Genomic DNA, 25,364 nt, shown 5'->3' with positions numbered 1-25,364 from the left:
CATCTTTGGCTTGGACACAGACGCCTAGGCGGGCGCATGGTGGCGGTCCTGCAAGGAGGCTCATAAGCCTGTGTCGTTGATCGCCGCCGTGACCTCCGCCCTGATCGCCGTCGCCTCGCCGCAGGCGGCGACGGCGTCGCCCGCATCGCCAGCCACGACCGAAATGTCCGCCGGCCCGGCGCGGCCCCAGTGGCTGCTGTCGCGCGAGGGGCCGCGCGTGGTGTTTCGCGGGGCCTTCAGCCCGGCCTCGGGCGCCGCCCTGGCCCTGGCCCTGTCGGACGAAAGCGTCGAGGGCCTGGTGATCGACAGCGGCGGCGGCGACGAGAACGCCGCGCTGGACGCGGCCGAGGTGATCCTGGCGCGGCGCCTGCCGGTGACGGTGCGGGGCCAGTGCACCTCCGCCTGCGCCAACGCCATCTTCGCCGCCGGGGCGACGCGCACCATAGAGCGGGCGGGCTTCGTCAGCTTCCACCACTCCTCGCCGGTGATCGAGGCCAACTATCAGACGCTGAACGAGGCCGTTCCGGACGAGATCGCCCGGGGCGCGCGACGGCTGCGCGCCCTTTACGCCGCGCGAGGCGCCGACCCCGGCATTCTGGCGTGCGCCGCCGCCCAGATCGGGCTGTCGGACATTCAGACCCAGGTCACGATCCCCGGCGAGACGACGCCCCGCGCGGCCTGGCTGTCGCGCCATTCGCTGTGGTTGCCGCATGAGGCGACGCTGAGGCGCTACGGCCTGGACTTCACCCGCTGGGGCCGACCGCCCAGCCGCCGCGACGTGCTGGCCCGCCTGCGCCCGCCCAATCCGCGCGCGGTGGTCTTCGGCGGGGCGGGAGATTGCGTTTCAGGCTGAGGCGAGGGCGCCCGTGTGGCTGGCTCGCTCAATGTCCGGAAGCTGGATTGAGGCGGACTTCGCTTCACGACCCGTTGCAGCCGTTCGTCTGATGGGCGACAACAGATGATGACCCCGTTAGCCCAAGCCATGTTGTATGTCTTCATCGCGATCTGGATCGCGGCGGTTGTTACGTGGTTCGTCGGCGCGGCTCACTTCCTACCTGTTTGGTGGGCATTGGCGCATCAGCGAAAGCCTGAACGCCGACACATCAGGTGGTCCCTGATTTCAGCCGGGATATTCGTTGCTTTGGTGGGGGCGGGTTTCGGCGTGGGCAGCATTGCCGAGATGGCCGGAGGATGGGGCTGACGGAACGTCCGCTTCCCACCCCTTTCAGACCTTCACACCATCCGCTTTCCGTAGCCGCCGCCGCTGATTTCTGCGATCAAGCGGCCTGCATCAGGAGGCGCGGCCATGACAGGATCCATCCATATCGGCGTCGGCGGCTGGACGTTCGAGCCGTGGCGGGGGGTCTTTTATCCGCAGGGGCTGGTGCAGAAGCGGGAGTTGGAGTTCGCCAGTCGGGCGCTGACCTCGATCGAGATCAACGGCACCTATTATTCGACCTTCAAGCCCGACAGCTGGGCGAAGTGGCGCGACGAGACGCCGGACGGTTTCGTCTTTGCGGTCAAGGCCAGCCGCTATTGCACCAATAGAAAGGTCCTGGCCGACGGCGCCGAGAGCTTTGAGCGCTTCCTGTCGCAGGGGCTGACGGTGCTGGGCGACAAGCTGGGGCCGATCAACTGGCAGTTCATGGGGACCAAGAAATTCGATCCGGAGGACTTCGAGGGCTTTCTGAAGCTGCTGCCGAAGGAGAAGGACGGCGTGCGGCTGCGCCACGCGCTGGAGGTGCGCAACCCGACCTTCGCCACCGAACAGTTCTATGATCTGGCGAGGAAGTATGGCGCGGCCATCGTCTATGCGGTCGACGACGAGGAGCCGACCTGGCCGCAGATCGACGAGGCGACGGCGGACTTTACCTACGCCCGGCTGATGTCCAGCCGCGAGGACGAGCCGACGGGCATGACCTCCGGCGAGCTAGACGCGGTGGCGGCACAGGCGCGCGGCTGGGCCGGGCGGGGCGATGTCTTCGCCTACTTTATCTCGGGGGCCAAGGTGCGGAACCCGGCGGCGGCCCAGGCGCTGATCGCCCAACTCCGGGACGCCAAGCTGAAGGACTGAATCCATGCCCATCGCCACACGCGCCTTCGCCGCGACCGCCGCCGACCAGCCGCTGAGCCCCTATAGCTTCGAGCGGCGCGATCCGGGGCCGGACGACGTGGCGATCGAGATCAAATACTGCGGCGTCTGCCACTCGGACCTGCATGTGGTGAAGAACGATCTGGGCGGAACGCGCTATCCCATCGTGCCGGGTCATGAGATCGCCGGGGTGGTGACGGCGGTCGGCGCGAACGTCACGCGCTTCAAGGAAGGCGACCGCGTCGGCGTCGGCTGCATGGTGGACAGCTGCCGGACCTGCTCGGCCTGCCGCGAGGGGCTGGAGCAGTATTGCGAGCCAAGCATGACCCAGACCTACGGCTCGCGCGACCTCAAGGGCGCAGGCGTCGGCCAGACGATCACCCAGGGCGGTTATTCGGACCGGATCACCGTCGATCAGGCCTTCGTGCTGAAGATCCCCGACAGCCTGCCGCTGGATGCGGCGGCGCCGTTGCTGTGCGCGGGCGTGACCACCTGGTCCCCGCTGAAGACCTGGGGCGTGGGGCCGGGCTCGAAGGTGGCGGTGATCGGCCTGGGCGGGCTGGGCCATATGGCGGTCAAGCTCGCCGCCGCCCTGGGCGCCGAGGTGACGGTGCTGTCGACCTCGGACCGCAAGAAGGCCGACGCCGAGCGGATGGGCGCCCGACACTTCCTGATCAACTCGGACGCAGACGCCATGAAGGCGGCGGCCGAACAGTTCGACCTGATCATCAACACCGTTTCGGCCACGCATGAGATCGCCAGCCACGTCAATCTGCTGGCGCGTGACGGGACCATGGTGATGCTGGGGCTGACGACAGAGGGGCTGCCGGTCTTCGCCATGCCCCTGCTGTGGCGCCGCCGCCGCATCGCCGGCTCGCTGATCGGCGGAATCCGCGAGACTCAGGAGATGCTCGACTTCTGCGGCGAACACGGGATCGTGTGCGATATTGAAGTGATCGCCCCTGACCAGATCAACCAGGCTTATGAACGGATGGAGCGGTCGGACGTGCGCTATCGCTTCGTCATCGACATGGGCCGCTTGGCCGCGACGGCGTAACCCCGTCTTCTCGTTCGACGCGCGCCGCGCTAAGGCTGGCGTCCAAGGGAGGCGGACGGCGTCGCGACCACGACGGCCGCCGCACAGGACAGGGAGACGTCATGACGCGTACCGCATTCGTCACCGGGGGCACCCGGGGCATCGGCAAGGCGATCGTTCAACGACTGAAGGAAGACGGGTTTCAGGTCGCGGCCGGCTATTCCGGCAACACCGAGGCCGCAGAGGCCACCGCCCGCGAACTGGGCGTCATGGTGGTGAAGGGCAACGTCGGCTCGTTCGACGACTGCGCGCGCGCCGTGCAGGAGGTCGAGGCGCAGCTGGGCCCGATCGACGTGCTGGTCAACAACGCCGGGATCACCCGCGACGGCTTCTTCCACAAGATGAGCGCCGATCAGTGGTCCGACGTGATTCGCGTCAACATGGACAGCGTGTTCAACATGACGCGCCAGGTGATCAACGGCATGCGCGACCGGGGCTTCGGCCGCATCGTCAACATCTCTTCGATCAACGGCCAGAAGGGCCAGATCGGCCAGACCAACTATTCCGCCGCCAAGGCCGGGATGATCGGCTTCACCAAGGCGCTGGCGCTGGAGAACGCGCGCAAGGGCGTGACCGTCAACTGCATCGCCCCGGGCTATATCGACACCGAAATGGTCGGGGCGATGGACCAGAAGGTGCTGGACGCCATCGTCGCCCAGATTCCGGTCGGTCGCCTGGGCAAGGGCGAGGAGATCGCCGACATGGTGTCCTGGCTGTCGGGCGAGCGTGCCGGATATGTCACAGGCTGCACCCTGTCGCTCAACGGCGGGCAGTACCTGGTTGGATAAGCCGCGTTCGCCCAAAATCCGCCGTTCGCGCATATCACCTCTGAAAGCATGAGGTCTGCGGTCCAAGCCGTGGCGGAGAATCCGCCTGCCGTCCTCCTCGCGACGCCTCGTGTCGCGGGGAGCGTCTGCGTGCGCGCCTGGCGCCGCAGCGGGGCGACGGCCGGACTGGCCATCGCCCTGGCCATCGTCCTGGCCTGCGGGATCGCAGCGGCCGAGGCGCAGGCTCAGACGCGTTCCAACGCCCAGGCCGAGCAGAGCCGGGCGATCCGCGACCAGTCGGTCATCCGCACCACCCCGCAGCCCGGACGCTATGTCTCGGAGGCGGGGCAGGCTTTTGTGCTGGATCAGGCCGGGTCGCTGACCCTGCTGCGGTTCGAGCGCTCGACCGAGACCTGGGCCCTGCGCCCGTCCTCGGCGCCGCGCGGCGACACCATCTATCGCAACGACGCCGGGGATCAGGTGCTGCGCGTCACCGCCGGGGGCGGCATCACCGTCTATACGACGCGGACGCCCGGCGGTTCGCCGGTGTCGCTGGCCGGGCCGCCGGTCAGCCTGGCGCCGCCGTCGCTGGGGCCGGTGCAGATGTTCAATCTGATGGCGCGCCGCAGCGGCCTGGTCTCCGAGGCGATGGGCCGGCTGGTCCGCATCAATGTGGACGGCCAGGAATCCGAGGCCCTGTGCATCGAGGCCCTGATCGTCACCACCGACGCCGTGGTCCGCATCGCCCGCTCGCCCAGCGCCCGCCCCTTCCTGGACCGGCTGCGCAGCATCACCGTCATCGAGGGGCAGCGCTCGTCGGTGACCTATTCCGGCGGCGACCTGCGCGTGGTGGTCGATCCGCGCCGGGGCATCGCCGGACGGCCGTCCTCGGCGCGCGTCATCCGGGCGGTGATCCCGCAGGACTGACCTGGGACCAAAGGCGCCAATTGTCCCATCTGCCCTTTCGCGCCCATTGGGCGTATGAGGGCCGCCATACTCACCATCACAGAGGCTGATTTCACAGTGACCTCTTCCCTCACCGCCGTCTCCGCCGAAGATCAGGCCAAGACCCGCGCCATCGTCCCGGTGTCGATGAAGGACTATGACGCCGACTTTCAGGGTTTTTCGGATGCCCTGGGCGCTTCGTTCGCCCGCTACGGCTTTGCCGTCATCGCCGATCATGGTCTGGATCAGGGACTGATCGACGCCGCTGTGGGCGACGCCAAGGCCTTCTTCGCCCTGCCCGAGGATGTGAAGCGCCAATACCACCAGCCCGGCACCGGCGGGGCGCGCGGCCTGACCCCCTTCGGCGTCGAGGCGGCCAAGGGCGCCAAGGCGGTCGACCTGAAGGAATTCTGGCACACCGGCCGCGAACTGCCGGAGGGCCACCCCTACCGCAAATACATGCGCGACAACGTCTGGCCGACCGAGGTCGAAGGCTTCCGTCCGCACGTCTACGGTCTGTACGAAGGTCTGGACGAACTGGGCCGTCGCATCCTGAAGGCCATCGCCCGCTATCTGAAGCTGGACGACGCCTATTTCGAGGACAAGGTCCAGCTGGGCAACAGCGTGCTGCGCCTGCTGCACTATCCGCCGATCCCGGCCGACGCCGAGGGCGTGCGCGCGGGCGCCCATGAGGACATCAACGTCATCACCCTGCTGCTGGGCGCCGAAGAGGCCGGGCTGCAACTGAAGGACTCGGACGGAGAGTGGCTGGACATCGCCCCGCCGCCGGGCGCGCTGGTGGTCAACATCGGCGATATGCTGCAGCGGCTGGTCAACCACGTCCTGCCGTCGACGACGCACCGCGTGGTCAATCCGGCGCCCGAGCGTCGCGGCTTCGCCCGCTATTCGACGCCCTTCTTCCTGCACTTCAACCCGGATTTCCCGATCGAGACCCTGCCGTCGACGATCACGGCGGAAAACCCGGACCGCTATGCGGGCAAGACCATCCTGGCCGAGGACTTCCTGACCGAGCGCCTGAAGGAAATCCGCCTGATCTGACCGGGCGGAACGATGGCAACGATAAAGGGCCGACGGAGCGATCCGCCGGCCCTTTTTTGCCCCCCCGCCATGCCTTGGCGAGACCCCGCCTCAGCGGGCGATGCGCAGGCGGGTGATGTCGCGGCCGATGGCGCGGAAGGCTTCCTTCAGATCGGCGCCGCTGTTGGCCTGGAAGAAGTGGGTGTTCTTGTTGGTGGCGCAGGCCTCCATGACGTCCAGGGCGCTGTCGATGACGTTCGGCCTGCCCGTGTCGCTGCCCAGGTCGAAGCCGACCGTATAGACCACCACGCCTTGCGCGTGCATCGCCCGGCACAGTTCGACCGACTGGGCGAAAGGATCGCCGTTGGAGGAGTTCAGGTTGATGTGGGTGTTCAGGGCGCCGCTGCCCGTTCCTGCGTCCAGGCCGATGACCCCGTCGCGGAAGGGCGTGTTGAACTCGCCGTCGGTCATCAGGATGGCGACCTTAAGCGTCTCCGTCGGCGCATAGGCGCCCGGCTTGCCCGCCCCGTCGAACAGGGAGGCGAAGTTGGGCGACACCATATACCAGGCCCAGGCGATGCCGATCTGGCCTGCGGTCGAGCCGCCGCCGCGCATCTGGTCGATCTTGGTCTTCAGGGCGCTGGCGCTGGCCGTCAGCGGGGTAATGGCGGCGCTGGGGCAGGCGTTGCCCGAATCCAGATAGCTGCGGCCGACATAAGCGGTGGACGGCCGCGCCTCTGTATAGCGCTCGGCCCCGACGCGCTCGCTGACGCAGGTGCTGGAGGCGAGCACGTTGACGTAGCCGTCCGCCGTGGAGAAGACGCGCCATTCAGCGCCGTCGCGCCCGTTCATCAGCTGACCGCCGCTGGAATAGGAGACGCCGCCCTTTGAGGTTCGGACCAGACCCAGACTGCGCGTCGTATCCAGAACCAGTTGCGATCCGCTGACGCTCGCCACGCGGAACCCCGCCTCGTTCAACTGGGCCAGGCCGCCCATGCTGGTCAGGCGGACATGGTCGTTCACCGACAGGCCGTGGCTCGCGACAGTGACCGTCAGGCCGCAGTCGCTGCGCACGCATCTGGCGACATAGGCCGATTTCGTCGTGCTGGTGGACGAGCCCTGATAGCTGGAGGCCGCGCCCGACGCCGACAGCGTCCTGAGCTGGAACTGGTTGTTGGAGATCCTCACCACCTCATAGGGAACCCCATTCAGGCCCGCGATGTCCTGGACGTTCCACAGCACCACCCGATCGCCGTTGACGAAACCGTGGCCGTTGGAGGTGATGGTCGTTGGCGAGGCCCGCGAAATGCTCGTGATCGTGCGCACCGTCCCGCTCACCCACGACGCGGCCGTGACGGAACGGGTCGTGCTGTCCAGCGGCCCACGCGCCTGAGCCGCCAGCGACCCGACGTTCACCCCCGCCGCATACGGGACCAGCGCCACCTTGGAGTAGAAGGGCGTCTGCTGGTCCTGAACCACGATGTCGATCAGATCCTTGGCCGCCGCCTGCAGGTCCTGAAGCTTGGACGTCGGCGGACAGTTGCGCGTGCAGTTGTCCATCGACCCCGTGATGTCCAGCGCCATCGCCACCTCGACGTTGCGCGAGGCGCGCAGGACTTCGGAGCGGGTGCCGACCGGCAGATAGTCGTCCAGAAGCTTGCCGTAGGGCGGCAGGAAGACGTTGGCGACCAGCACCTTCACATTGACACGCGCCTCGCCAGTCACTCGGTTGTTCGCCAGGACAAAGGTCGCCGTATCCGCCGAACCAGCCTGGAAATAGCGCGGCATATTGGCCTTCAGCGCGGCCATGCCCACCCGGTTGATGTTGGCGTCGTCAGCATAGACCGAACGGGCGGCGGCCAGGGCGGCGGCGTCCAGCGCGTCCTGAAGCTCGGCCTTCACCTTGGACGCCTGATGCAGGTCGATGGCGCCCAGGGTGATCATCATCAGGATCGGCAGGGCGATAGCGAACATCAGGGCGACATTGCCCTGGGTCTGGCGCATCAGGCGGCGGACGAAGAGGCGTAGACCCCGCCCAGCTCGTTTCAGACCGTGTTTCACCGTGAAATCCCGTCTCGCGCGCAGACGCCCAGGTCCGCAGTCCGCCTAGCATGACGCGGGTCCGTTAAGGCTTGGCCCCAAGTTCACGGTTAACGGCGGGTTGCGAAACGGCAGGCTTCAGCGGCGATCGACGCAGGCGTCCAGCCCCTGCTGGCGCACCGTGCCCATGGCCGCATGGATGCGGGCGGCGCGGCGGCGAACGTAGGGGCCGGGCGCGGCCGCGTTGTAGCGGCGCGGGCTGGGCAGGATGGCGGCCAGGCGCGCGGCCTCGGCGGCCGTCAGCTTGTCCGCGCTCTTGTTGAACCAGTGGCGCGAGGCGGCCTCCGCGCCATAGACGCCCGGCGCCCATTCGGCGACGTTCAGATACATCTCCATGATCCGCCGCTTGCCCCAGCCGATCTCGATCAGGCCGGTATAGCCCGCCTCCAGCCCCTTGCGGACCCAGTCGCGGCCGGGCCACAGGAAGACGTTCTTGGCGGTCTGCTGGCTGATGGTCGAGCCGCCGCGCACCTTGCCCGAGCCGCGCTGCTCGGCGCGCTCGTTGGCCTCCAGCGCCTTCTGGATGGCCTCGACGTCGAAGCCGTGGTGCTGGCAGAACCGGGCGTCCTCGGCGGCGATCACCGCCTCGACCAGACGCGGCGAGATGCGGTCCAGCGAGCGCCAGCGATAGTCCATGCCACGCCCGGCCGCCGCCTGCTGGACCATCAGGATCGTGGCGAGAGGCGGCAAAAAGCGATGCACCGCCACCCCGGCCAACGGGAACAGAGCCAGGATCACGAGCAGGGTCAGGATCGGCCGCCGCCTGCGGCCCTTTGCGCGGGTCATGCCGTCATCCTGCCTCAGCCAAGCTTCAGCGCAAGCGCGATCAGAGCGAAGCCACGCCCGCGTGACCGTCTTCATCCGCCCAGGCGATGCGGGCGGCGCCGGAACTCATGGCCAGGGCGGTGATGGGGGCGCCCTTGTCCTGCTTGACGAACTGAAGGCCGCGCCCGGCCGGATCAGCCCACCAGACGCGCCCGTCTTCCAGGCCCGCCGCCAGACGGCCGTGGGCGGGGGCGGCGGCGACCTGGGCGATCAGCGTCGTCTCGTCGAAGCCGATCTCGGTCGCCTCGCGGCCCATCGGGCCGTTGGCGCCCACGAAGGGCCACAGCACCACGCCCTGCGCGCCCGAGGTGGCCAGAAGCTGGCCCTTGGCCATGAAGGCGAAGCTCTTGATCTTGGACGGATAGCCGCCCATCCGCATGTTCTTCTGATCCTTCAGGCGCCAGCCGTGCAGTTGGTTGTCCTGCATGGAGGTGACGACGAAGGCGCCGTCGGTCGAGAAGCCGACCGCCAGGTGCGACCCGGCCCAGGCCAGCTTCGTCGGCTGCTGCTGCTCGATGCGGGCGTACCACAGCCAGGCGCCGCCATAGGTCGAGGCGGCGATGCGGCGGCCCTTGGGGTCGAAGGCTACGCCCGAGACGGTGCGCTCATGCTGGAACTCGCGGCGGAAAGCCACGTCCTTGCTGTCCAGCACCGTCAGCGCGCGGCCCGAGGAAAAGGCGATCAGGCCCGACTCGGCCGAGGCGGCGACGGCGTCGATCCATTGCCCCTTGGTCTGGGCCAGCAGCACGGCCTCGCCCTCGCGGCTCCAGACCAGCTTGCCGTCGTCGCCGCCGGTGACGATCCCCTCGCCCGAGGGGTGGACGCAGGCGCACAGGACGGCGCCGTCATGGACCTCGCTGCGAGCGCCGCTCTCGAACCGCACCGAGCCGTCGCCCAGGGCGAAGATCGCGCCCGTCTTGTCGAACAGGGCGGCGGTGACCTGGGCGTCGAAGGAGAAGGTCGTCATGTCGGCTCACAAAAAGCGAGAAAGTCAGACGGGCCTCATAGAGCGAAATCGGTTCACATGCGAACGCATGTGAGCTCAGATCTTCGCTCCAGCTTGTCGCGTCCTGCGTCGCGTCTGTCGCGTGGCGGGTCTATGAGGGGACCATGACCCTGCTGCTCATTCCCGGCTTCATGGCCGATGCGACCCTTTGGCACGATATGACCGACGATCTGGCCCCGTTCGGGTCGCTGGTCGCCACCGACCTCAGCCGGGGCGAGAACATCGAGAGCATGGCGGCGGCCATCCTGAGCGATGCGCCGGAGCGGTTCGTCGCCGTGGGCTTCTCCATGGGCGGCTATGTGGCGCGGGAGCTGGCGCGGATCGCGCCGGAGCGGGTCGAGGCCCTGATCCTGATCGCCACCTCGGCGCGCGGGGATACGGAAGAGTTGATCCGCCAGCGGCGCTCGTCGCTGAAGGCGCCGCCGAGGGCGTTCAAGGGGTTGAGCCGTCCGGCCATCGTCTCGTCCCTGCACCCCGATCTGGCGAACGACGAGGCGATGATCGCGCGGGTGCGGGACATGGGCTTGCGGTTAGGCGGCGAGGTGTTTCACCGCCAGTCGGCGATGGCGCGGGCGGGCGATCTGGACCGGCTGGGCGAGATTGTTCAGCCGACGCTGATCGTGGCGGCGGATGCGGATCGGCTGCGCAGCGCTGAAGAGGCGGAGGAGCTGCATCGCGGGATCAAAGGTTCGACGCTGAAGACGGTGACGCACAGCGGCCACATGATCCCGCTGGAACAGCCGAAGGCGCTGGCGCGGGTTATGACGGAATGGCTGAACACCCTCTCCTGATGGGAGAGGGCTTGAGCCTCCAAGAGCGTCAGCGATTGGTACAGGCGAAAGGGTGAGGGTTTATTTATGCGTTTCGACCCAGCGCTTCGTCATCAGTTCGCCGGACGCGTAGGCCTCCTGAAGCTCGACGCTCCAGTAGTTGAGGGCCTCCAGCGGGATCGGCGCGCCCGAGACCGCGCAACGCACGTGGTCGCCGTGCTGCACGATCTCGAACTCGGGCGTGCCGTAGATCAGCTTGGCTTCTGCGCGCGGGCGGGGCGGCGGGTTCATGCCGCGCAGGCCTCGAACCCGGCCTTGAGTTCGGCCTCGTCCAGATCGCGGCCGATGAAGACGGCGCGGCTCCAGCGACGTTCCTTCTCGCCCCAGGGCTGCTGAAGGTCGCCTTCGAGGATCATGTGCACGGCCTGGAAGACCAGACGGCGGTCCTCGCCCTGAACGTCGATGATGCCCTTGGCGCGCAGGATGTTCTGGCCCTGCTCGCCCAGCAGGCGGTCCAGCCAGGCGGTGAATTTGGCCCCGTTCAGCGGGCGGTCCAGCGTCAGGGAGATGCCCTTGATGTCGTCGTTGTGGGCGTGACCGCGTGGGCCGTGCGCATGATCGTGGTCATGGTCATGACCGCAATGCTCGTCGTGAACATGATCCTCGGCATGGTCATGCCCGTGGCCGCAGTGTTCGTCATGAACGTGGCCTTCGGCGCCGTGGGGCGGATTCACGAAGTCCGGCTTGACCTCAAGGATGCGGTCCAGATCGAAGGCGTGCAGGCCCAGCACCTGATCCAGCGGCACGTTCGAACGCTCGGCGCGGACGATGGGAGCCAGAGGGTTCAGCGCACGCAGGCGGCCTTCGACCTCGGCCAGAGCGGCCTCGTCCACCAGATCGATCTTGTTCAGGATGATGCGGTCGGCGAACGCGACCTGCTCGCGCGCCTCTTTCGAGTCATCCAGACGCGCCATGACGTGTTTGGCGTCGACCAGGGCGGTGACGCTGTCCAGCTGGGTCTTGGCCTTGACCTCGTCGTCGACGAAGAAGGTCTGGGCCACCGGGCCGGGGTCGGCCAGGCCGGTCGTCTCGACGATGATGGCGTCGAAGGCGGGCTTGCCGGGGCGCTGGCGCTTCATCAGGCCGTTGACCACGCGGATCAGGTCGCCGCGCACCGTGCAGCAGACGCAGCCGTTGTTCATCTCGAACACATCCTCGTCGGCGCCGACCACCAGGTCGTTGTCGATGCCGATCTCGCCGAACTCATTGACGATGACGGCGTAGCGCTTGCCGTGGTCCTCGGTGAGGATGCGGTTCAGCAGGGTGGTCTTGCCGGCGCCGAGGTAGCCGGTGAGGACGGTCACGGGTGTCTTCTGGGTCATGGCTCGCTAGATGGCGGCTGAGGGCCGCCTTGGGAAGAGGCGAAACCGTTCAGCAGGCCGGACAATCCGGCAGGACGCCCGTTTCCAGCTGCAGCGTCGTGTGGCTGATGTCGAAGCGGCCGCGCGCCAGCCCTTGCGCCTCGGCCAGAAGGGCGTCGGGGTCGGGGCGCTGATGCACCAGATGGGCGGTCAGGGCGGCGTCGGTGGTCGACAGGCCCCACACGTGCAGGTCGTGCACCGCCGTCACCCCCGGCAGGGCCAGAAGCGCGCTGCGGATCTCGGCCACGTCGAGGCCGTTGGGCGCGGCGTCCAGCGCCAGATTCACCGAATCCTTCAGCAGCCCCCAGGTCCCGATCATGATGACGGCGACGATGATCAGGCTGACGATCCCGTCGATCATGGCCCAGCCGGTGAACAGAATGACGACGCCGGCGATGACCACGCCCAGCGAGACCCCGGCGTCGGCCATCATGTGCAGATAGGCGCCGCGCACGTTCAGGTCCTTGTGCTGGTCCTTCATGAACATCAGGGCCGTGCCCAGATTGATGATGAAGCCGATCCCCGCCACGGCGATGATCATGCCCGAGGCCACCGGCGCGGGCTCGGCCAGACGACGCACCGCCTCGAAGGCGATGGCGCCGCAGGCGAAGATCAGCAGCAGGGCGTTGCCCAGCGCCGCCAGCACCGTCGCCTTGCCGTAGCCGTAGGTGCGTCTGGCCCCCGCCGCGCGCCGGGCCAGCCAGGCCGCGCCGCCCGCCATCGCCAGGCCGAGAACGTCTGAAAGATTGTGCCCCGCATCCGCCATCAGGGCGGTGGAGTCGGCGATGAAGCCCGCTATGAACTCAACCGCGACGAAGGCCAGGTTAACGATCAGTCCGACGGCGTAGCGCCAGTCGCCGGTGTCGGTCGGCCCGTGATGGTGACCGCCCAGGCCGTGGCTGTGGCTGTGGCTGTGGCTGTGCGAATGACCCTGGCCATGCCCTGGGCCGTGGGAATGATCGTGGCCTTCATGACCGTGTGCGTGTTCGTGCGCCATGTCCGCCCAGCTAGGTCTTCCCACGCGGCAAGGTCAAGCCCCGCAAGACACAAGTCTTTGAATGTAAATATATAACCTATCGAAACTCAGTGCTGATGCGTCAGCACCAGGAAGCCGATCAGGATCAGGGCCCCGCCCAGAATGGCTCCTTCATAGCGCGCCCACCGCTCCAGCCGCAGGATGGAGTAACCCGCCGTCGCCAGCGCCGCCAGCAGGGTCATGCCCAGCACCGTCCCCGCCGCAAACACCAGCGTCAGAAGGCCCAGAGCCCAGAAGCCTTCGGTCGCCGAAGACAGATAGATAGGCAGAAGCACTTCGCCCGGCGTCACCGCCATCATCAGCACCAGCCCCAGAAAGGCCGCCCGATCGGAGACGGCAGGCCCGGCCCCCTCGCCCGCGTCCATCGCCGGTCCGCCCGCCGTCGCCGTACGCTTCAACGACGCCTTGGCCAGATAGAAGGCGCCGAACAGGAACAGCAGGCCCGCCGACAGATGCGGCAGCAGGCCCTCGACCCAGCGGTTCAACGCCAGGCCCGCCGCCACGATCAGCGATCCCACCAGGGCCGTGGATGCGATATGGGCCAATCCGGCCGTCACCACGGTCGTCATCACCCGCGCCACGCTCCAGCGCTGCGCCCGTCCGACCAGGACGAACGGCAGCCAGTGGGTCGGCAGGGCCGCGTGCAGGAAGGCCGCGACGAAGCCGCCGCCCAGAAGCGACAGCAGCACCGGCTCGGCGAGATCGGGAGAGGACATGGCCGCTCCCTTAGAGTGTTACCTTATAACGGTCGAGAAGAATCGGCGAAGAATCTTCGTCCGCGGCGCCACGTCGCGTCTTCATATATAAGGGGCTTCGAACTCGCCCCACGCTTGCACGCCCGTGCATCGCAGCCACAGAGTCGACTCAGAACCCGTTTCAGGCGGGTTTTGCCCCCTTGGGCGTCCGTTTCACGTTGACTCTTCCGTGACCATCCGTATATGTCGCCGCTCTTCGCCCGCAGGGTCTCCTGGCGGGCGCATCCATTTTTGCGTTCACGCTGAGGCTTCCTAATGTACGCGGTGATCAAGACCGGCGGAAAGCAGTACCGGGTTCAACCGGGCGATGTGATTGTTGTCGAGAAGATCGACGGCGACGCTGGCGCTGCCGTCAATTTCGGTGAAGTCCTCATGCTGGGCGGCGACAAGGGTGTTACGGTCGGCGCTCCGCTGATCGACGGCGCCGCTGTCGCAGCCACGCTGATCGAGACCCGTAAGGGCGAGAAGATCAAGATCTTCAAGAAGATCCGTCGTCAGGGCTATCGCCGCACGAACGGCCATCGCCAGATGGAATCGGTCCTGCGCATCACCGGCATCGAAGGCGCCGGCGAGAAGGCCAAGTGGGACGGCAAGGTCGAGTTGATCACCAAGGCTGAGATCAACGCCCGCGCCCGCGGCCTGGCCCCGCGCGTCGAGGCTGTCGAAGCCGAGGCCCCGAAGGCCAAGAAGGCTCCGGCCAAGAAGGCCGCCAAGGCTGACGCCGCCGAAGGCGCCGAAGCCTAAGTTTTTCACCGGCGCTGGATCAGCGCCTAGCAGGACAGATGGAGCGCTCAAGCAGCCCGAACGGGCGGTAGCGCACCAAGGAAGAGGAGCAGCAAGATGGCTCACAAGAAATCTGGCGGTTCGTCGCGTAACGGCCGCGACTCAGAGTCGAAGCGCCTTGGCGTGAAGAAGTTCGGCGGCGAGCACGTGCTGGCCGGCAACATCCTCGTGCGTCAGCGCGGCACCAAATTCCACCCGGGCACGAACGTCGGCCTGGGCCGCGACCACACCCTGTTCGCCACTGTGACCGGCTCGGTGCAGTTCACGACCAAACGTGGCGGCCGTTGTTACGTGTCGATTCTCCCGGCCAACGACGACGCCCAGGCGATGGCCGCCGAGTAACGCGAAGCCAGGACAGTATTTCCCCGGATCGCGTTGCTCTCGACAGCAGCCGATCCGGACCAAGGGAAAATATTCCGCGGGGAGTCTGGATCACCAGGCTCCCCGTTTGCGTTTCCCCGCCTCGAAAGCCGTCCGAGCCCTCCAAGGAGGCGGCGCCGAAGACATCGAGGCCGAACCATGTGCGTGATCGAAACCTCTCCCGTCGTCGAGACGCGGCGCCTGCTGCTGCGCGCCCCCGGCGCCCAGGACGTGTCGCGGATCGCGGCCCTGGCCAATGACCACGACATCGCCCGCATGACCAAGCGGATGCCCCACCCCTTCGGCGTCGACCATGCCGAGGACTTCGTGCTGCAGGTGGCGTCGCAGGACCCGAAGAAGGCCAACACCTTCCTGATCGAGCACGAGGACCACGGCCCCGTGGGCGTCGTCGGCATGTTCCACGACGCCGACGCCGTGCCCGAGACCGGATACTGGATCGGACGCGAATTCTGGGGCCGCGGCTATGCGACCGAGGCGCTGCAAGGCGCTCTGGTCTGGGCCTCGACGCGATGGAAGCGCCGCGCCCTGATGGCGGGCCACTTTGCCGACAACCCCGCCTCGGGCCGGGTGCTGGAAAAGGCGGGGTTCCTGTATACCGGCGAGACCCGTCCGGCCTTCAGCCGCGCGCGGGGCGAGAGCGCCGATACGCGGATGATGGTCTGGCTGGCCTGATAGTGCGCGGATTTCCCGGAGCTTTTGGTCAACGGCGCAGTTTTTTCACGAAAGCGAAAAAAGCCTGTTGACCGCCCCGAGGGTCCCCCCTATTAGTCCGGCCCTCGGCGGGGCGACCCACCGGGCCCAGGTGGCGGAATTGGTAGACGCGCTGGCTTCAGGTGCCAGTGGCTTAACGGTCGTGGAAGTTCGAGTCTTCTCCTGGGCACCATTTCTCAAGCGGCGCTGTATCCGATAGGATGCGGCGCCGTTTGTCATTTCGGCCCTGATATCCCCTCCCCTGCGGCCGCGACGGCGAAGTCGAGCCTGAGTTCCGGCGCCTGTGTTCTGGCGGTGGCGCGCGGTTCGTCTATGTTGCGGCCTGAACGACGAACGAGTTTGCGCGCATGACGGTTTATTTCCACGAAGGCGATCTGCCCGACGGCCTGGACCTGGGCCCTGAGGTGGCGATCGATTCCGAGACGATGGGCCTGCGCTTCCGCCGCGATCCGCTGTGCGTGGTGCAGCTGTCGTCGGGCGACGGAAACGCCCACGTCGTGCGCCTGAACCGCCCGGCCTATGACTGCCCCAACCTGAAGCGGCTGCTGACCGATCCCAAGGTGCTGAAGATATTCCACTTCGGCCGTTTCGACATCGGCATGTTCGAGCTGCACCTGGGCGTCGAGACGCGGCCGGTCTACTGCACCAAGATCGCGTCCAAGCTGGCGCGCACCTATACCGACCGCCACGGCCTGAAGGACGTGTCGCGCGAACTGGCCGGGGTCGACATGTCCAAGGCGCAGCAGAGCTCGGACTGGGGCGCGGCCGAACTGAGCCAGGCGCAGCTGGACTACGCCGCCTCGGACGTTCTCTACCTGCACGTCATCATGAACCGGCTGAACGAGATGCTGGTGCGCGAAGGCCGCATGGAGCTGGCCCAGGCCTGCTTCGACTTCCTGCCCATGCGTTCGCGCCTCGACCTAGCCGGTTGGGACGAGATCGACATCTTCGCCCACGCCTAGAAGGATCGGACCTGAAACGCCGATGAGCGAACAGCACGCCCAGGACGAGCAGAAGCGCGCCGACGAGGTGCGCGTCGCCCGCGCCGGCGAACGCTGGCGCACGCGCTCGCGGCGGGTAAAGCTGTATCGGCGCGTCCTGCCCATCGTCATCCTGATGCTGGCGGGCGGCGCCCTGACCTGGACCGTGTTCCGCACCGTCATGTCGGGGGTCGAGCGCAAGGCCAGCGAAAGCCGCGAGATCCGCCTGGATAATCCGATGTTCCACGGCCAGGACGCGCAGGGACGCTCCTTCGTTATCGGGGCCCAGGGGGCGGTGCGCGATCCGGCAAGCGGCCATTTCCGCCTGGTCGGCCCGTTGCTGAGGCTGAACCTGGGCGCGCGCAAGACGACGGAACTGAGCGCCGACGGCGGGACCTATCTGGAAGCCCAGCGCAAGGTCGTCATCGGCCCGAACGTGAAGATTTCCGATGGCGGCACGGGCTGGGAGCTGACCACGCCCGAAGCGGTGGTGGACACCGACACCGGCGTCGTCACCGGCGACAAGGGGGTGCAGGGTCGCGGCCCCCTTGGAAGCATCGATGCTTCGTCTTATGCGATCTATGATCAGGGCCAGAGGGTCGTCTTCAACGGCCAGGGCGAAAACAAGGTAACCGGGACGATCAATCCCGCCGGAGCCGACCGATGAAACTGTCCAAGTCCAAGCTGACGATCGCGGGCGCCGCCCTGCTGACCGCCCTGATGCTGCCCGCCGTTTCGGGAGCCCAGAACGCCAGCACCCGCGCCGACGCCAGCCGCCAGCCGGTCCAGTACGGCGCCGACAGCGGCGAATATACGCCCGACGGCTTCTCGCTTCGCGGCCGGGCCGAGGTGACGCAGGGCGGCAACCGCCTGCGGGCCGACGCCATCCGGGGCTTTACGTCCAATGGCGACCTGAACCGTATCGAGGCCAGCGGCGGCGTCTACTTCGTCACCCCGGACCAGAGCATGAAGGGCGACCGCGCCGTCTACACCCTGAACGACGGCAACGTCGTGGTGACCGGCGACGTGATCCTGACCCAGGGAAAGAGCGTGCTGACCGGCAGCCGCCTCGTCTACAACGTCCGCACCGAGACGGCGCGTATCGAGGGCGGCGGCGGCAACGGCCGCGTCCAGGGCGTCTTCTATCCGCAAGGGAACTGAGGCGGCGTGGCGCGCAAGGAACTCTCCGCCCTGAACCTGGACGGCCCCGTCGTCGAACCGACGGCGCCGGCGGTCGAAAACGCGTATCCGACGGGTCTGCGCGTCGAACACATCGCCCGCAGCTTCGGCCAGCGGCAGGTGGTGCGCGACGTCTCGCTGAACGTCCAGCGCGGCGAGGTCTGCGGCCTGCTGGGGCCGAACGGGGCGGGCAAGACGACCTGCTTCTACATGATCACCGGCCTGATCCCCGCCGACAGCGGCTCGATCTGGCTGGACAATGAGGACATCACCCAGCAGCCCATGTACCAGCGCGCGCGCATGGGCCTGGGCTATCTGGCGCAGGAAGCCTCCATCTTCCGCGGCATGACGGTCGAGCAGAACGTCAAGGCCGTGGTCGAACTGCGCGAGAAGACCGCCGCCGGGGTTCGCGACGAGACCACCCGCCTGCTGGAGGAGCTGCGCATCGACCACCTGCGCCACGCCCCGGCCACCGGCCTGTCGGGCGGCGAGCGGCGCCGCGTCGAGATCGCCCGCGCCCTGGCCGCGCGACCCAGCTTCATGCTGCTGGACGAGCCGTTCGCGGGCATCGACCCGCTGGCCATCGCCGATATCCGCCAGGTGATCCGCTATCTGTCGAGCCAGGGCATCGGCGTGCTGATCACCGACCACAATGTGCGCGAGACGCTGGACATCATCGACCGCGTCTCGATCATCTCGTCCGGCTCTCTGCTGTTCGAGGGCACAGCTGAAGAAGCCGTCGCCGACGCCGAGGTGCGCCGCGTCTATCTGGGCGAGATGTACGGCTGAGGCCGAGCCGCAGGGCCAAGGTAAAGCCCCGCTCATCCCCCGTTAACGGCTCTGCGCCATGATCCCCAGCAAGAAGCGGGCCAACAGCGCCTGCATGCGGGGTTGAAGCGACGTGATCGGTCAGAGGCTGGAGGTCAGGCAGGGGCAGGGGCTGGTCATCACGCCCCAGCTGCAGCAGGCGATCAAGCTGCTGCAACTGTCGAACCTGGAGCTTGAGGCCTTCGTCGAGGCTGAGCTGGAACGCAATCCCCTGCTGCAACGCGACGAGACCGACGCCGGAAACGACGGCGCGCCGGACGCCGCCAACGACGCCGCCTCGGCTGACGGCGGCGACGAGGCGGAACTGAGATTCGTCGAAGGGTCCGACGCCCACGCCCAGAACATGGACGCCGCCTCGGACGACCTGTACGGCGACGCCGCGCCTGGCGAACGGGTCAGCGACCGTCAGGAGGACGGCGCCGCCCAGCCCGGCCTGAACGACTGGTCCCGCACGGGCGCCGGCGGCATGGCTGACGGCGAAGAGCGCGAGCGCCCCGATCATCGCGACCTGACCCTGTGGGAGCATCTGCAGGCCCAGGCCTCGGCGGCGGGCCTGTCGGCGGCCGACCACGGCATCGCCCTGACCCTGATCGACGCCACGGACGAAGGCGGCTATCTGCGCGTCGATCTGGGTGAAATCGCCGAGCGGCTGGGCGTGGATATCAGCCGCGTGGAGGCAATTCTGAGCGTCTGCCACGGGTTCGAGCCGACGGGGGTGATGGCCCGTTCGATCGCCGAATGCCTGACGCTGCAACTGGTCGAGCGCAACCGCTTCGATCCGGCGATGGGCGCCCTGCTGGACAATCTGGAGCTTCTGGCGCGGCGCGACCTGACCGCCCTGCGCAAGGCCTGCGGCGTCGACGCCGAGGACCTGGGCGAGATGATCGCCGAGCTTAAGGGCCTGACGCCGCGCCCCGGCGCGGGGTTCGGCGGCGAACCGGCGCAGACCGTGGTGCCCGACGTTCATGTGCGCCCGGATCCAGCGGGCGGCTGGCGGGTCGAGCTGAACGCCGACACCCTGCCCCGGCTACTGATGGACAAGCGCTATCATTCGGTGATCGCGGCGGGCGCCCGGTCCGACACGGAGAAGACCTTCGTCGCCGACTGCGCCGCCCAGGCCAGTTGGCTGGTCAAGTCGCTGGACCAGCGCGCCAAGACCATCCTCAAGGTCTCGTCCGAGATCGTGCGCCAGCAGGACGCCTTCCTGGCCTTCGGCGTCGAGTTCCTGCGCCCGCTGACGCTGAAGACGGTGGCGGAAGCCATCGAGATGCACGAATCCACCGTCAGCCGCGTCACCTCGAACAAATACGTCTCCACCCCGCGCGGGGTGTTCGAGCTGAAATTCTTCTTCACCGCCGCCATCCAGTCCAGCGACGGCGGCGCCGCACATTCGGCCGAAGCGGTGCGTCGCCGGATAAAGACCATGATCGACGGCGAGGACGCGGACGGCGAAGTGCTGAGCGACGATCGGATCGTCGAAATCCTCAATGAGGCCGGCATCGACATCGCCCGGCGCACGGTCGCCAAGTATCGGGAAGCCTTGAAAATTCCGTCGTCGGTCCAGCGCCGTCGCCTGCTCAAGACCGCCTGATCACGGCCCCGCCAAGCTTCACCACAAATCGGTGATCGACGTTGACACCAAACGCGGTCCGTCGCGTTGTATGGCTATGCAGATACAAGTCAGCGGCAAACAAGTGGATGTCGGCGAAGCGCTAGGCTCGCGCATCTCCCAGGAACTCGAAGAGGGCATCGGCAAATATTTCGCCCGCGGCGCCCAGGACGCCGAGGTCGTGGTCTCGAAGGATCGCCATGGCTTCCGCGTCGATTGCTGGGTGCGTCTCGCCTCGGGTCAGTCGCTGGTGACGACCGGGTTCGGCGGCGACGCCCAGGCTGCTTTCGCTGACAGTCTGGACAAGCTGGAGAAGCGGGTCCGCCGCTATAAGCGCCGCCTGAAGGATCACCATATCGGTCCCAAGGGCCTGTCGCCCGAGAAGACCGAAGACGCTGCGCGTGAAGTCGCCGCCATGACCGTCTTCCGCGATCCCGATTCAGTCGAGGATGAAGAATTCGGCGATGCGGGTCGCCCCGATGAACCGCCCCCCGTGGGCATGGTGATCGCCGAGACCCAGGCCGAAATCCGCACCCTCACGGTCGGTCGCGCCGTGGCCGAACTGGACATGACCGGCTATCCGCTGGTGATGTTCCGCAACGCCGCCCACGGCGGCCTGGCCGTGGTCTATCGTCGCCCGGACGGCAACGTCGGCTGGATCGACCCGGAGCGCACGGTGAACGGCGCGGCGAAACGGGTCGGCTGAGAGACTTCCGCTGGAGGGGCGAAGGCGCTAGAAGGCCCTCGCCCTTCCGCACATGTCGGGTACCGATTTCGGGGTAGTCATGGACATTGCTGATTTGTTGTCGCCGGACGGGATCGTCCTGCGCGGCGGCGCGTCATCCAAGCGTCAGGCGCTGCACGCCGTCGCCGAAGCTTTCGCCAGCGCGACCGGCATGGACGCCGAGCGCACCTTCGAGGCCCTGCTGGAACGCGAAGCTCTGGGCTCGACCGGCCTGGGCTCGGGCGTCGCCGTCCCGCACGCCCGCATAAAGGGTCTGGAGCAGGTGTGCGCCGTCTTCGTGCGGCTGGACACGCCGGTGGCCTATGAATCGCTGGACGATCGTCCGGTGGACCTGTTGTTCGCCCTGTTCGCGCCGACGGACGCCGGGGCCGAGCATCTGCGCGCCCTGGCGGCGGTGTCGCGCGCCCTGCGCTCGCCGGAACTGCGCGAGCAACTGCGTCAGGCGCGGACCGTGGACGCCATCCGCGCCCTGTTCGTCAAGGACGTGTCCAAGACGGCCGCCTGACCAACGAAAAGGCGCGGCGCCCAGGAGGCCCGCGCCTTTATTCTTCCAAAGAAATCAATGGACCGAGACCGGCTCCAGCTCGTGCGCCACGGCCGCGGCGAAGGCGGTTTCGCGATCCAGCATGACGGCCAGACGCTCGCCGTCGGCGCCGTGCACCGCGTAGAGGATCTGATCGGGATCGATCTCGATATCGGCCGCCGGCTCCACGTGGGCGTCGGCCATCACATCCGAGGCGCGGATGGCGCGGACGTAAACAAGATCAGGGGCGCCGAAACCGGCGAAGTCCTTTTTAGTCATGATGGGCGTCATAAGACCGCCTCCTTACGCTTGACTGAACGCCCGGAAAGCCGAGCGGTTCGACGGCTGGTTCAGCCCGTCGTGGTGATGGGGATGCGCCGCACCAGCTTTTCCTGCTCCGGGCGGATCAGCTCGACGTGCAACAGGCCGTGCTCCAGCCGGGCGCCGGAAATCTCCAGCCCGTCGGCCAGAACGAAGCTGCGCACGAAGCCGCGCGCGGCGATGCCCCGATGCAGGAAGGCCTGCGGGTCGCGGCCTGCGTCCTCGCGCTTGCCGGTAATGGTCAGCTGGCGTCCTTCGACGGTGACGGAAAGGTCGTCCGGCGTGAATCCGGCCACCGCCAGGGTGATGCGGACGGCCGCATCGCCGATCTGTTCGACGTTATAGGGCGGATAGCTCTCGCCCGCCGCCTTGGCGGCGCGGTCGATCAGGGCTCGGGTTTGGTCGAAGCCCAGCAGGAAGGGGCTGTCGAACAGCACGGCGCGGGTGGTCATGGGGTCCTCATGGAAAAGCGACCTCGGCCGTCCGGCGCCTCCCGCGATCGGCAAAGCGCCCGGCCGCTGTTACAGATGGGGGGCCGGGGCCGTGCGGTCAACGCTCGCCGAGGTCGCAACCGCTGTGAAAACCCTGCCGGTTCCGTTCATGACGGGTACAGATTGGAACCTTCACCATATGGCCTGCGTTTCTGCGACCGGATCACTATCGAAAGGATCACCTATGCGCGCCAAGCTTGCCGTCACAGGCCTGAGCATCGCCGCCCTGCTGGGCGCCGCCGCCTGCACCACCACTGACCCCTACAGCTCTGCGCCGCGTCGCAACAACACCGGCACGGGCGCGATCGCCGGCGCCGTCGGCGGCGCCCTGCTGGGCTATCTGACCAACACCTCCAGCGGCGAGCAGGGCCGCAAGAACGCCCTCATCGGCGCAGGCGTCGGCGCCCTGGCCGGGGCCGGGGTCGGCCAGTACATGGACCGCCAGCAACGCGCGCTGGAAGCCGAGCTTTCGGGCACCGGCGTCGGCGTGGGGCGCCAGGGCGACAACCTGGTGCTGCGCATGCCCTCGGACGTGACCTTCGCCACCAACCAGTCGTCGCTGGACACCCGCTTCCTGCCGGTGCTGGACGATGTCGCACGGGTGCTGAACGAATATGATCGCTCGATGGTCGACGTGATCGGCCATACCGACGCCTCGGGCGGCGATGCGATCAACCAGCCGCTGTCGGAACGCCGGGCGTCGTCGGTCGCCTCCTATCTGATCGACCGCGGCGTGATGCGCGAGCGCCTCTACGTCGCCGGCATGAGCGCCCGCAATCCGATCGCCTCGAACGATACGGTCGAGGGCAAGGCCCAGAACCGCCGCGTCGAAATCCTGATCCGTCCGTTCACCGGCTGATCCCGACGCCTTTGTCGAGGATGGAGGGCGGCCCGTGACCGGGCCGCCCTTTTTCTTTGCCCTGTACACCCTTGCGGTTCCCTGCCCGCACGGCTTTGGTGTTCGCAATCAGGGAGATTCACATGGATGACGACGCGCCGGGTCGGGCGCTGGGCAGGGCGTTGAGGCTTGGCGCCACGGCGGCGTTCGCCGCCGTGGTGACAGCCGCCGTCGTCATTGCAGCGGGACGGGCCCTGTTCTTCTAGAACCCGCTGATCAGGCGGCGTGGTCGGGACGACCGATCGACGTATAGCGGAAGCCCCGCGCCTTCATGTCGTCCGGGCGATAGACGTTGCGCAGATCGACCATGACCGGCTGCTTCAACAGCAGCTTGACCCGGTCCAGATCCAGGGCGCGGAACTGGTTCCATTCGGTCAGGATCACCACCACGTCGGCGCCCTCGACCGCGTCATAGGGGCCGTTCTTGAAGACCACCCCGTCCAGAAGCTTGGCGGCTTCCTCCATGCCCTCGGGGTCATAGGCGTGAACCGTCGCCCCGCGCGCGATCAGGGCCGGCGCGACATCCAAGGACGGCGCATCGCGCATGTCGTCGGTGTTCGGCTTGAAGGTCAGACCCAGCAGGGCGACCGTCCTGCCCTTCAGATCGCCGCCAAGCGCCTTGGCCACGCGGTCGGCCATCGCCTTCTTGCGGGCGTCGTTGATGGCCACCGTCGTCTCGATGAGACGAACCGGCGAGCCGGCGTCGGTCGCCGTGCGCACCAGGGCCAGGGTGTCCTTGGGAAAGCACGAACCGCCGTAGCCCGGCCCGGCGTGCAGGAACTTCGAGCCGATGCGGTTGTCCAGACCGATGCCGCGGGCCACCTGCTGCACATCGGCGCCGACCGCCTCGCACAGGTCGGCGACCTCGTTGATGAAAGTGATCTTCATCGCCAGGAAGGCGTTGGCCGCATATTTGATCAGTTCGGAGGTGCGGCGGCCGGTGAACATGATCGGCGTCTCGTTCAGGTTCAGCGGGCGATAGAGTTCGGCCATGACGGCGCGCGCGCGCTCGTTATCCGTACCGACGACGACGCGGTCCGGCCGCTTGAAATCGCCGATGGCGGCGCCTTCGCGCAGGAATTCGGGGTTGGAGACGACGGCGAAGTCGGCGTCGGGGCGGCGTTCGCGGATGATGCGCTCGATCTCGTCCCCGGTGCCGACCGGGACGGTGGACTTGGTCACCACGACGGTGAAGCCCTGCATCAGATCGGCGATCTCCTCGGCCGCCGCATAGACGTAGGACAGGTCCGCATGGCCGTCGCCGCGCCGCGAGGGCGTGCCCACGGCGATGAAGACGGCGTCGGCCGAGCGGATGGCCTCGGCGCCGTCCGTGGCGAAGGACAGGCGCCCCCCCTTGACGTTGGTCGCCACCAGATCGTCCAGGCCCGGCTCATAGATGGGCATGATGTTCTGGTGCAGCCGGTCGATCTTGGAGGCGTCCTTGTCGACGCAGGTCACCGTGTGGCCGAAATCGGCGAAACAGGCCCCAGACACCAGGCCGACATAGCCCGTTCCGATCATGGCGACGCGCATCAAAGCACTCCTCTTGAAGTCGTCTTCAGCAGATAGCCGTCGATGATGACGGGCGCCAGCAAGGGCCGCTTTGGCGCAAAGAAAAAGGACGATCGGCCCATGCGGGCTGACCGTCCTTGATCTTATCGACGCTTCTTCGGTCGCGGGGGCCGGGATGAGCCGGCCCCCTTGAGCCTTAGAAGTTGATGTCGACGGTGGCGCGGCGGTTCAGCGGCTCACGCACGCCGTCGCCGGTGGCCTTGGCCGGCTGGGTCTCGCCCTTGCCGTCCAGCGAGATCCCCCCGCCGTTGACGCCTTGAGCGACCAGGGCGTCAGCCACGGTGCGCGCACGGCGGTTGGACAGGCCCATGTTGTAGGCCGCGTTGCCCGAGGTGTCGGTGTGGCCGACCACCAGCACGCGCGTCGGAGCGCCCGACTTGGCGTAGTTGGCGGCTTGCGTCACCACCGAGCGGGCTTCCGCCGTCAGGTCCGAACGGTCGAAGTCGAAGTAGACCACGAACTGACGCGCAGCCGGCTTGGCCGGAGGCGGCG

Annotated in this window: 31 protein-coding genes and 1 tRNA gene; 21 read left to right on the top strand and 11 right to left on the bottom strand. The window is 67.4% G+C overall.

From position 1 onward, the window contains the following. The first annotated feature begins 70 nt into the window (after window positions 1–70). The 7 genes from H556_RS0111220 (at window position 71) to H556_RS0111190 (ending at window position 5,959) form a co-directional block, all read left to right on the top strand. Window positions 71–853, top strand: a complete 783-nt coding sequence (locus H556_RS0111220) for a hypothetical protein (protein ID WP_155802473.1) — start codon at window positions 71–73, stop codon at window positions 851–853. Window positions 854–958: 105 nt separating this feature from the next. Further along, entirely contained in the window at window positions 959–1,201 is a 243-nt protein-coding gene (locus H556_RS0111215; protein ID WP_024354513.1) for a hypothetical protein, read from the top strand. Between the two features lie 105 nt (window positions 1,202–1,306). Then, window positions 1,307–2,074 carry a DUF72 domain-containing protein gene (locus H556_RS0111210; protein ID WP_024354512.1) on the top strand — a complete coding sequence of 256 codons (768 nt, stop codon included), beginning with the start codon at window positions 1,307–1,309 and terminating at the stop codon, window positions 2,072–2,074. Window positions 2,075–2,078: 4 nt separating this feature from the next. Continuing rightward, on the top strand, window positions 2,079–3,149 hold the full coding sequence (locus tag H556_RS0111205) for an NAD(P)-dependent alcohol dehydrogenase (protein WP_024354511.1): 1,071 nt from the start codon (window positions 2,079–2,081) through the stop codon (window positions 3,147–3,149). A gap of 101 nt (window positions 3,150–3,250) precedes the next feature. Continuing rightward, window positions 3,251–3,976 carry an acetoacetyl-CoA reductase gene (gene phbB / locus H556_RS0111200; protein ID WP_003169616.1) on the top strand — a complete coding sequence of 242 codons (726 nt, stop codon included), beginning with the start codon at window positions 3,251–3,253 and terminating at the stop codon, window positions 3,974–3,976. Window positions 3,977–4,105: 129 nt separating this feature from the next. After that, on the top strand, window positions 4,106–4,882 hold the full coding sequence (locus H556_RS0111195) for a DUF4908 domain-containing protein (protein WP_245559474.1): 777 nt from the start codon (window positions 4,106–4,108) through the stop codon (window positions 4,880–4,882). Between the two features lie 54 nt (window positions 4,883–4,936). Further along, complete coding sequence (locus H556_RS0111190; RefSeq protein WP_024354509.1) at window positions 4,937–5,959, top strand: isopenicillin N synthase family dioxygenase; 1,023 nt, start codon at window positions 4,937–4,939, stop codon at window positions 5,957–5,959. Window positions 5,960–6,049: 90 nt separating this feature from the next. Here the strand turns inward: H556_RS0111190 and H556_RS0111185 are convergent, their stop codons facing one another. The 3 genes from H556_RS0111185 to H556_RS0111175 form a co-directional block, all read right to left on the bottom strand. Next, window positions 6,050–7,942: a TadE/TadG family type IV pilus assembly protein gene (locus H556_RS0111185; RefSeq protein ID WP_051130267.1), complete on the bottom strand. Its 1,893-nt coding sequence runs from the start codon at window positions 7,940–7,942 to the stop codon at window positions 6,050–6,052. A 174-nt stretch (window positions 7,943–8,116) separates the two neighbouring features. Further along, complete coding sequence (gene mtgA / locus H556_RS0111180) at window positions 8,117–8,824, bottom strand: monofunctional biosynthetic peptidoglycan transglycosylase (protein ID WP_024354507.1); 708 nt, start codon at window positions 8,822–8,824, stop codon at window positions 8,117–8,119. Window positions 8,825–8,864: 40 nt separating this feature from the next. Beyond that, a complete protein-coding gene (locus H556_RS0111175) occupies window positions 8,865–9,830 on the bottom strand; it encodes a WD40 repeat domain-containing protein (protein ID WP_024354506.1) in 966 nt (321 codons plus the stop codon). 143 nt (window positions 9,831–9,973) lie between these two features. On the opposite strand from H556_RS0111175, the gene H556_RS0111170 reads away from it, so the two are divergent. Further along, window positions 9,974–10,660 (top strand): alpha/beta fold hydrolase, encoded by a 687-nt coding sequence (locus H556_RS0111170; protein ID WP_024354505.1) that lies wholly within the window; start codon window positions 9,974–9,976, stop codon window positions 10,658–10,660. 60 nt (window positions 10,661–10,720) lie between these two features. Here H556_RS0111170 and H556_RS0111165 read toward each other — a convergent pair whose 3' ends face one another. From H556_RS0111165 to H556_RS0111150, 4 genes are all read right to left on the bottom strand, one after another. Continuing rightward, the gene (locus H556_RS0111165; RefSeq protein WP_024354504.1) at window positions 10,721–10,930 is read right to left on the bottom strand and encodes a DUF2093 domain-containing protein; all 210 of its coding nucleotides are present in this window, start codon (window positions 10,928–10,930) and stop codon (window positions 10,721–10,723) included. After that, entirely contained in the window at window positions 10,927–12,021 is a 1,095-nt protein-coding gene (locus H556_RS0111160; protein ID WP_024354503.1) for a CobW family GTP-binding protein, read from the bottom strand. Before H556_RS0111160 ends, H556_RS0111165 begins: the two co-directional genes overlap by 4 nt. 49 nt (window positions 12,022–12,070) lie before the next feature. Then, window positions 12,071–13,057, bottom strand: coding sequence for a cation diffusion facilitator family transporter (locus H556_RS0111155; protein WP_024354502.1), 987 nt, complete (start codon window positions 13,055–13,057; stop codon window positions 12,071–12,073). 86 nt (window positions 13,058–13,143) lie between these two features. After that, on the bottom strand, window positions 13,144–13,812 hold the full coding sequence (locus H556_RS0111150; RefSeq protein ID WP_024354501.1) for a hypothetical protein: 669 nt from the start codon (window positions 13,810–13,812) through the stop codon (window positions 13,144–13,146). A gap of 294 nt (window positions 13,813–14,106) precedes the next feature. Here H556_RS0111150 and rplU point away from each other — a divergent pair, with 294 nt between their 5' ends. The 11 genes from rplU to ptsN all read left to right on the top strand — a co-directional run bounded on the left by rplU (window position 14,107) and on the right by ptsN (window position 21,572). Then, the gene (rplU, locus tag H556_RS0111145; RefSeq protein ID WP_003169630.1) at window positions 14,107–14,595 is read left to right on the top strand and encodes a 50S ribosomal protein L21; all 489 of its coding nucleotides are present in this window, start codon (window positions 14,107–14,109) and stop codon (window positions 14,593–14,595) included. A 96-nt stretch (window positions 14,596–14,691) separates the two neighbouring features. Next, window positions 14,692–14,976, top strand: coding sequence for a 50S ribosomal protein L27 (gene rpmA / locus H556_RS0111140; protein ID WP_024354500.1), 285 nt, complete (start codon window positions 14,692–14,694; stop codon window positions 14,974–14,976). A gap of 177 nt (window positions 14,977–15,153) precedes the next feature. After that, entirely contained in the window at window positions 15,154–15,687 is a 534-nt protein-coding gene (locus H556_RS0111135) for a GNAT family N-acetyltransferase (RefSeq protein ID WP_024354499.1), read from the top strand. A gap of 124 nt (window positions 15,688–15,811) precedes the next feature. After that, a tRNA-Leu gene (locus H556_RS0111130) sits at window positions 15,812–15,898 on the top strand. Window positions 15,899–16,073: 175 nt separating this feature from the next. Then, window positions 16,074–16,688 (top strand): ribonuclease D, encoded by a 615-nt coding sequence (locus H556_RS0111125; protein WP_024354498.1) that lies wholly within the window; start codon window positions 16,074–16,076, stop codon window positions 16,686–16,688. 22 nt (window positions 16,689–16,710) lie between these two features. Next, entirely contained in the window at window positions 16,711–17,373 is a 663-nt protein-coding gene (gene lptC, locus H556_RS0111120) for an LPS export ABC transporter periplasmic protein LptC (RefSeq protein WP_024354497.1), read from the top strand. Next, window positions 17,370–17,867, top strand: coding sequence for an LptA/OstA family protein (locus H556_RS0111115; protein WP_024354496.1), 498 nt, complete (start codon window positions 17,370–17,372; stop codon window positions 17,865–17,867). Before lptC ends, H556_RS0111115 begins: the two co-directional genes overlap by 4 nt. Window positions 17,868–17,873: 6 nt before the next feature. Next, on the top strand, window positions 17,874–18,674 hold the full coding sequence (gene lptB / locus H556_RS0111110) for an LPS export ABC transporter ATP-binding protein (protein ID WP_024354495.1): 801 nt from the start codon (window positions 17,874–17,876) through the stop codon (window positions 18,672–18,674). A gap of 112 nt (window positions 18,675–18,786) precedes the next feature. Further along, a complete protein-coding gene (gene rpoN, locus H556_RS0111105) occupies window positions 18,787–20,304 on the top strand; it encodes an RNA polymerase factor sigma-54 (RefSeq protein ID WP_024354494.1) in 1,518 nt (505 codons plus the stop codon). A 76-nt stretch (window positions 20,305–20,380) separates the two neighbouring features. After that, window positions 20,381–21,028: a ribosome hibernation-promoting factor, HPF/YfiA family gene (gene hpf / locus H556_RS0111100; protein ID WP_024354493.1), complete on the top strand. Its 648-nt coding sequence runs from the start codon at window positions 20,381–20,383 to the stop codon at window positions 21,026–21,028. Window positions 21,029–21,107: 79 nt separating this feature from the next. After that, window positions 21,108–21,572 (top strand): PTS IIA-like nitrogen regulatory protein PtsN, encoded by a 465-nt coding sequence (gene ptsN, locus H556_RS0111095; protein WP_024354492.1) that lies wholly within the window; start codon window positions 21,108–21,110, stop codon window positions 21,570–21,572. A gap of 54 nt (window positions 21,573–21,626) precedes the next feature. Here ptsN and H556_RS0111090 read toward each other — a convergent pair whose 3' ends face one another. Further along, window positions 21,627–21,881: a DUF1150 family protein gene (locus tag H556_RS0111090; RefSeq protein WP_003169641.1), complete on the bottom strand. Its 255-nt coding sequence runs from the start codon at window positions 21,879–21,881 to the stop codon at window positions 21,627–21,629. Between the two features lie 59 nt (window positions 21,882–21,940). Further along, window positions 21,941–22,363 carry an Hsp20 family protein gene (locus H556_RS0111085; RefSeq protein ID WP_024354491.1) on the bottom strand — a complete coding sequence of 141 codons (423 nt, stop codon included), beginning with the start codon at window positions 22,361–22,363 and terminating at the stop codon, window positions 21,941–21,943. Window positions 22,364–22,586: 223 nt separating this feature from the next. On the opposite strand from H556_RS0111085, the gene H556_RS0111080 reads away from it, so the two are divergent. Together H556_RS0111080 and H556_RS16740 are read left to right on the top strand one after the other, a co-directional pair. Continuing rightward, a complete protein-coding gene (locus H556_RS0111080; RefSeq protein WP_024354490.1) occupies window positions 22,587–23,261 on the top strand; it encodes a YiaD family glycine zipper/OmpA-like lipoprotein in 675 nt (224 codons plus the stop codon). A 122-nt stretch (window positions 23,262–23,383) separates the two neighbouring features. Beyond that, the gene (locus tag H556_RS16740) at window positions 23,384–23,506 is read left to right on the top strand and encodes a hypothetical protein (protein ID WP_272866969.1); all 123 of its coding nucleotides are present in this window, start codon (window positions 23,384–23,386) and stop codon (window positions 23,504–23,506) included. Window positions 23,507–23,516: 10 nt separating this feature from the next. Here H556_RS16740 and H556_RS0111070 read toward each other — a convergent pair whose 3' ends face one another. Further along, the gene (locus H556_RS0111070; RefSeq protein ID WP_024354488.1) at window positions 23,517–24,833 is read right to left on the bottom strand and encodes a UDP-glucose dehydrogenase family protein; all 1,317 of its coding nucleotides are present in this window, start codon (window positions 24,831–24,833) and stop codon (window positions 23,517–23,519) included. A gap of 175 nt (window positions 24,834–25,008) precedes the next feature. Next, window positions 25,009–25,364: OmpA family protein (locus H556_RS0111065; RefSeq protein WP_029673549.1), on the bottom strand; the 356-nt coding region annotated here is incomplete at its 5' end.

The sequence above is a fragment of the Brevundimonas naejangsanensis DSM 23858 genome (assembly GCF_000421705.1).
GTDB lineage: Bacteria > Pseudomonadota > Alphaproteobacteria > Caulobacterales > Caulobacteraceae > Brevundimonas > Brevundimonas naejangsanensis.
Note: the sequence above shows the minus strand (reverse complement) of the source record. Positions and strands in the feature narration are given on the sequence as shown.

Coding starts and splice junctions, on each gene's coding strand:
- H556_RS0111215 (WP_024354513.1), top strand. CDS start 959: ATGATGACCCCGTTAGCCCAAGCCATGTTGTATGTCTTCATCGCGATC.
- H556_RS0111210 (WP_024354512.1), top strand. CDS start 1,307: ATGACAGGATCCATCCATATCGGCGTCGGCGGCTGGACGTTCGAGCCG.
- H556_RS0111205 (WP_024354511.1), top strand. CDS start 2,079: ATGCCCATCGCCACACGCGCCTTCGCCGCGACCGCCGCCGACCAGCCG.
- phbB (WP_003169616.1), top strand. CDS start 3,251: ATGACGCGTACCGCATTCGTCACCGGGGGCACCCGGGGCATCGGCAAG.
- H556_RS0111190 (WP_024354509.1), top strand. CDS start 4,937: ATGAGGGCCGCCATACTCACCATCACAGAGGCTGATTTCACAGTGACC.
- H556_RS0111185 (WP_051130267.1), bottom strand. CDS start 7,942: ATGCGCCAGACCCAGGGCAATGTCGCCCTGATGTTCGCTATCGCCCTG.
- mtgA (WP_024354507.1), bottom strand. CDS start 8,824: ATGACCCGCGCAAAGGGCCGCAGGCGGCGGCCGATCCTGACCCTGCTC.
- H556_RS0111175 (WP_024354506.1), bottom strand. CDS start 9,830: ATGACGACCTTCTCCTTCGACGCCCAGGTCACCGCCGCCCTGTTCGAC.
- H556_RS0111170 (WP_024354505.1), top strand. CDS start 9,974: ATGACCCTGCTGCTCATTCCCGGCTTCATGGCCGATGCGACCCTTTGG.
- H556_RS0111165 (WP_024354504.1), bottom strand. CDS start 10,930: ATGAACCCGCCGCCCCGCCCGCGCGCAGAAGCCAAGCTGATCTACGGC.
- H556_RS0111160 (WP_024354503.1), bottom strand. CDS start 12,021: ATGACCCAGAAGACACCCGTGACCGTCCTCACCGGCTACCTCGGCGCC.
- H556_RS0111155 (WP_024354502.1), bottom strand. CDS start 13,057: ATGGCGCACGAACACGCACACGGTCATGAAGGCCACGATCATTCCCAC.
- H556_RS0111150 (WP_024354501.1), bottom strand. CDS start 13,812: ATGTCCTCTCCCGATCTCGCCGAGCCGGTGCTGCTGTCGCTTCTGGGC.
- rplU (WP_003169630.1), top strand. CDS start 14,107: ATGTACGCGGTGATCAAGACCGGCGGAAAGCAGTACCGGGTTCAACCG.
- rpmA (WP_024354500.1), top strand. CDS start 14,692: ATGGCTCACAAGAAATCTGGCGGTTCGTCGCGTAACGGCCGCGACTCA.
- H556_RS0111135 (WP_024354499.1), top strand. CDS start 15,154: ATGTGCGTGATCGAAACCTCTCCCGTCGTCGAGACGCGGCGCCTGCTG.
- H556_RS0111125 (WP_024354498.1), top strand. CDS start 16,074: ATGACGGTTTATTTCCACGAAGGCGATCTGCCCGACGGCCTGGACCTG.
- lptC (WP_024354497.1), top strand. CDS start 16,711: ATGAGCGAACAGCACGCCCAGGACGAGCAGAAGCGCGCCGACGAGGTG.
- H556_RS0111115 (WP_024354496.1), top strand. CDS start 17,370: ATGAAACTGTCCAAGTCCAAGCTGACGATCGCGGGCGCCGCCCTGCTG.
- hpf (WP_024354493.1), top strand. CDS start 20,381: ATGCAGATACAAGTCAGCGGCAAACAAGTGGATGTCGGCGAAGCGCTA.
- ptsN (WP_024354492.1), top strand. CDS start 21,108: ATGGACATTGCTGATTTGTTGTCGCCGGACGGGATCGTCCTGCGCGGC.
- H556_RS0111090 (WP_003169641.1), bottom strand. CDS start 21,881: ATGACGCCCATCATGACTAAAAAGGACTTCGCCGGTTTCGGCGCCCCT.
- H556_RS0111085 (WP_024354491.1), bottom strand. CDS start 22,363: ATGACCACCCGCGCCGTGCTGTTCGACAGCCCCTTCCTGCTGGGCTTC.
- H556_RS0111080 (WP_024354490.1), top strand. CDS start 22,587: ATGCGCGCCAAGCTTGCCGTCACAGGCCTGAGCATCGCCGCCCTGCTG.
- H556_RS16740 (WP_272866969.1), top strand. CDS start 23,384: ATGGATGACGACGCGCCGGGTCGGGCGCTGGGCAGGGCGTTGAGGCTT.
- H556_RS0111070 (WP_024354488.1), bottom strand. CDS start 24,833: ATGCGCGTCGCCATGATCGGAACGGGCTATGTCGGCCTGGTGTCTGGG.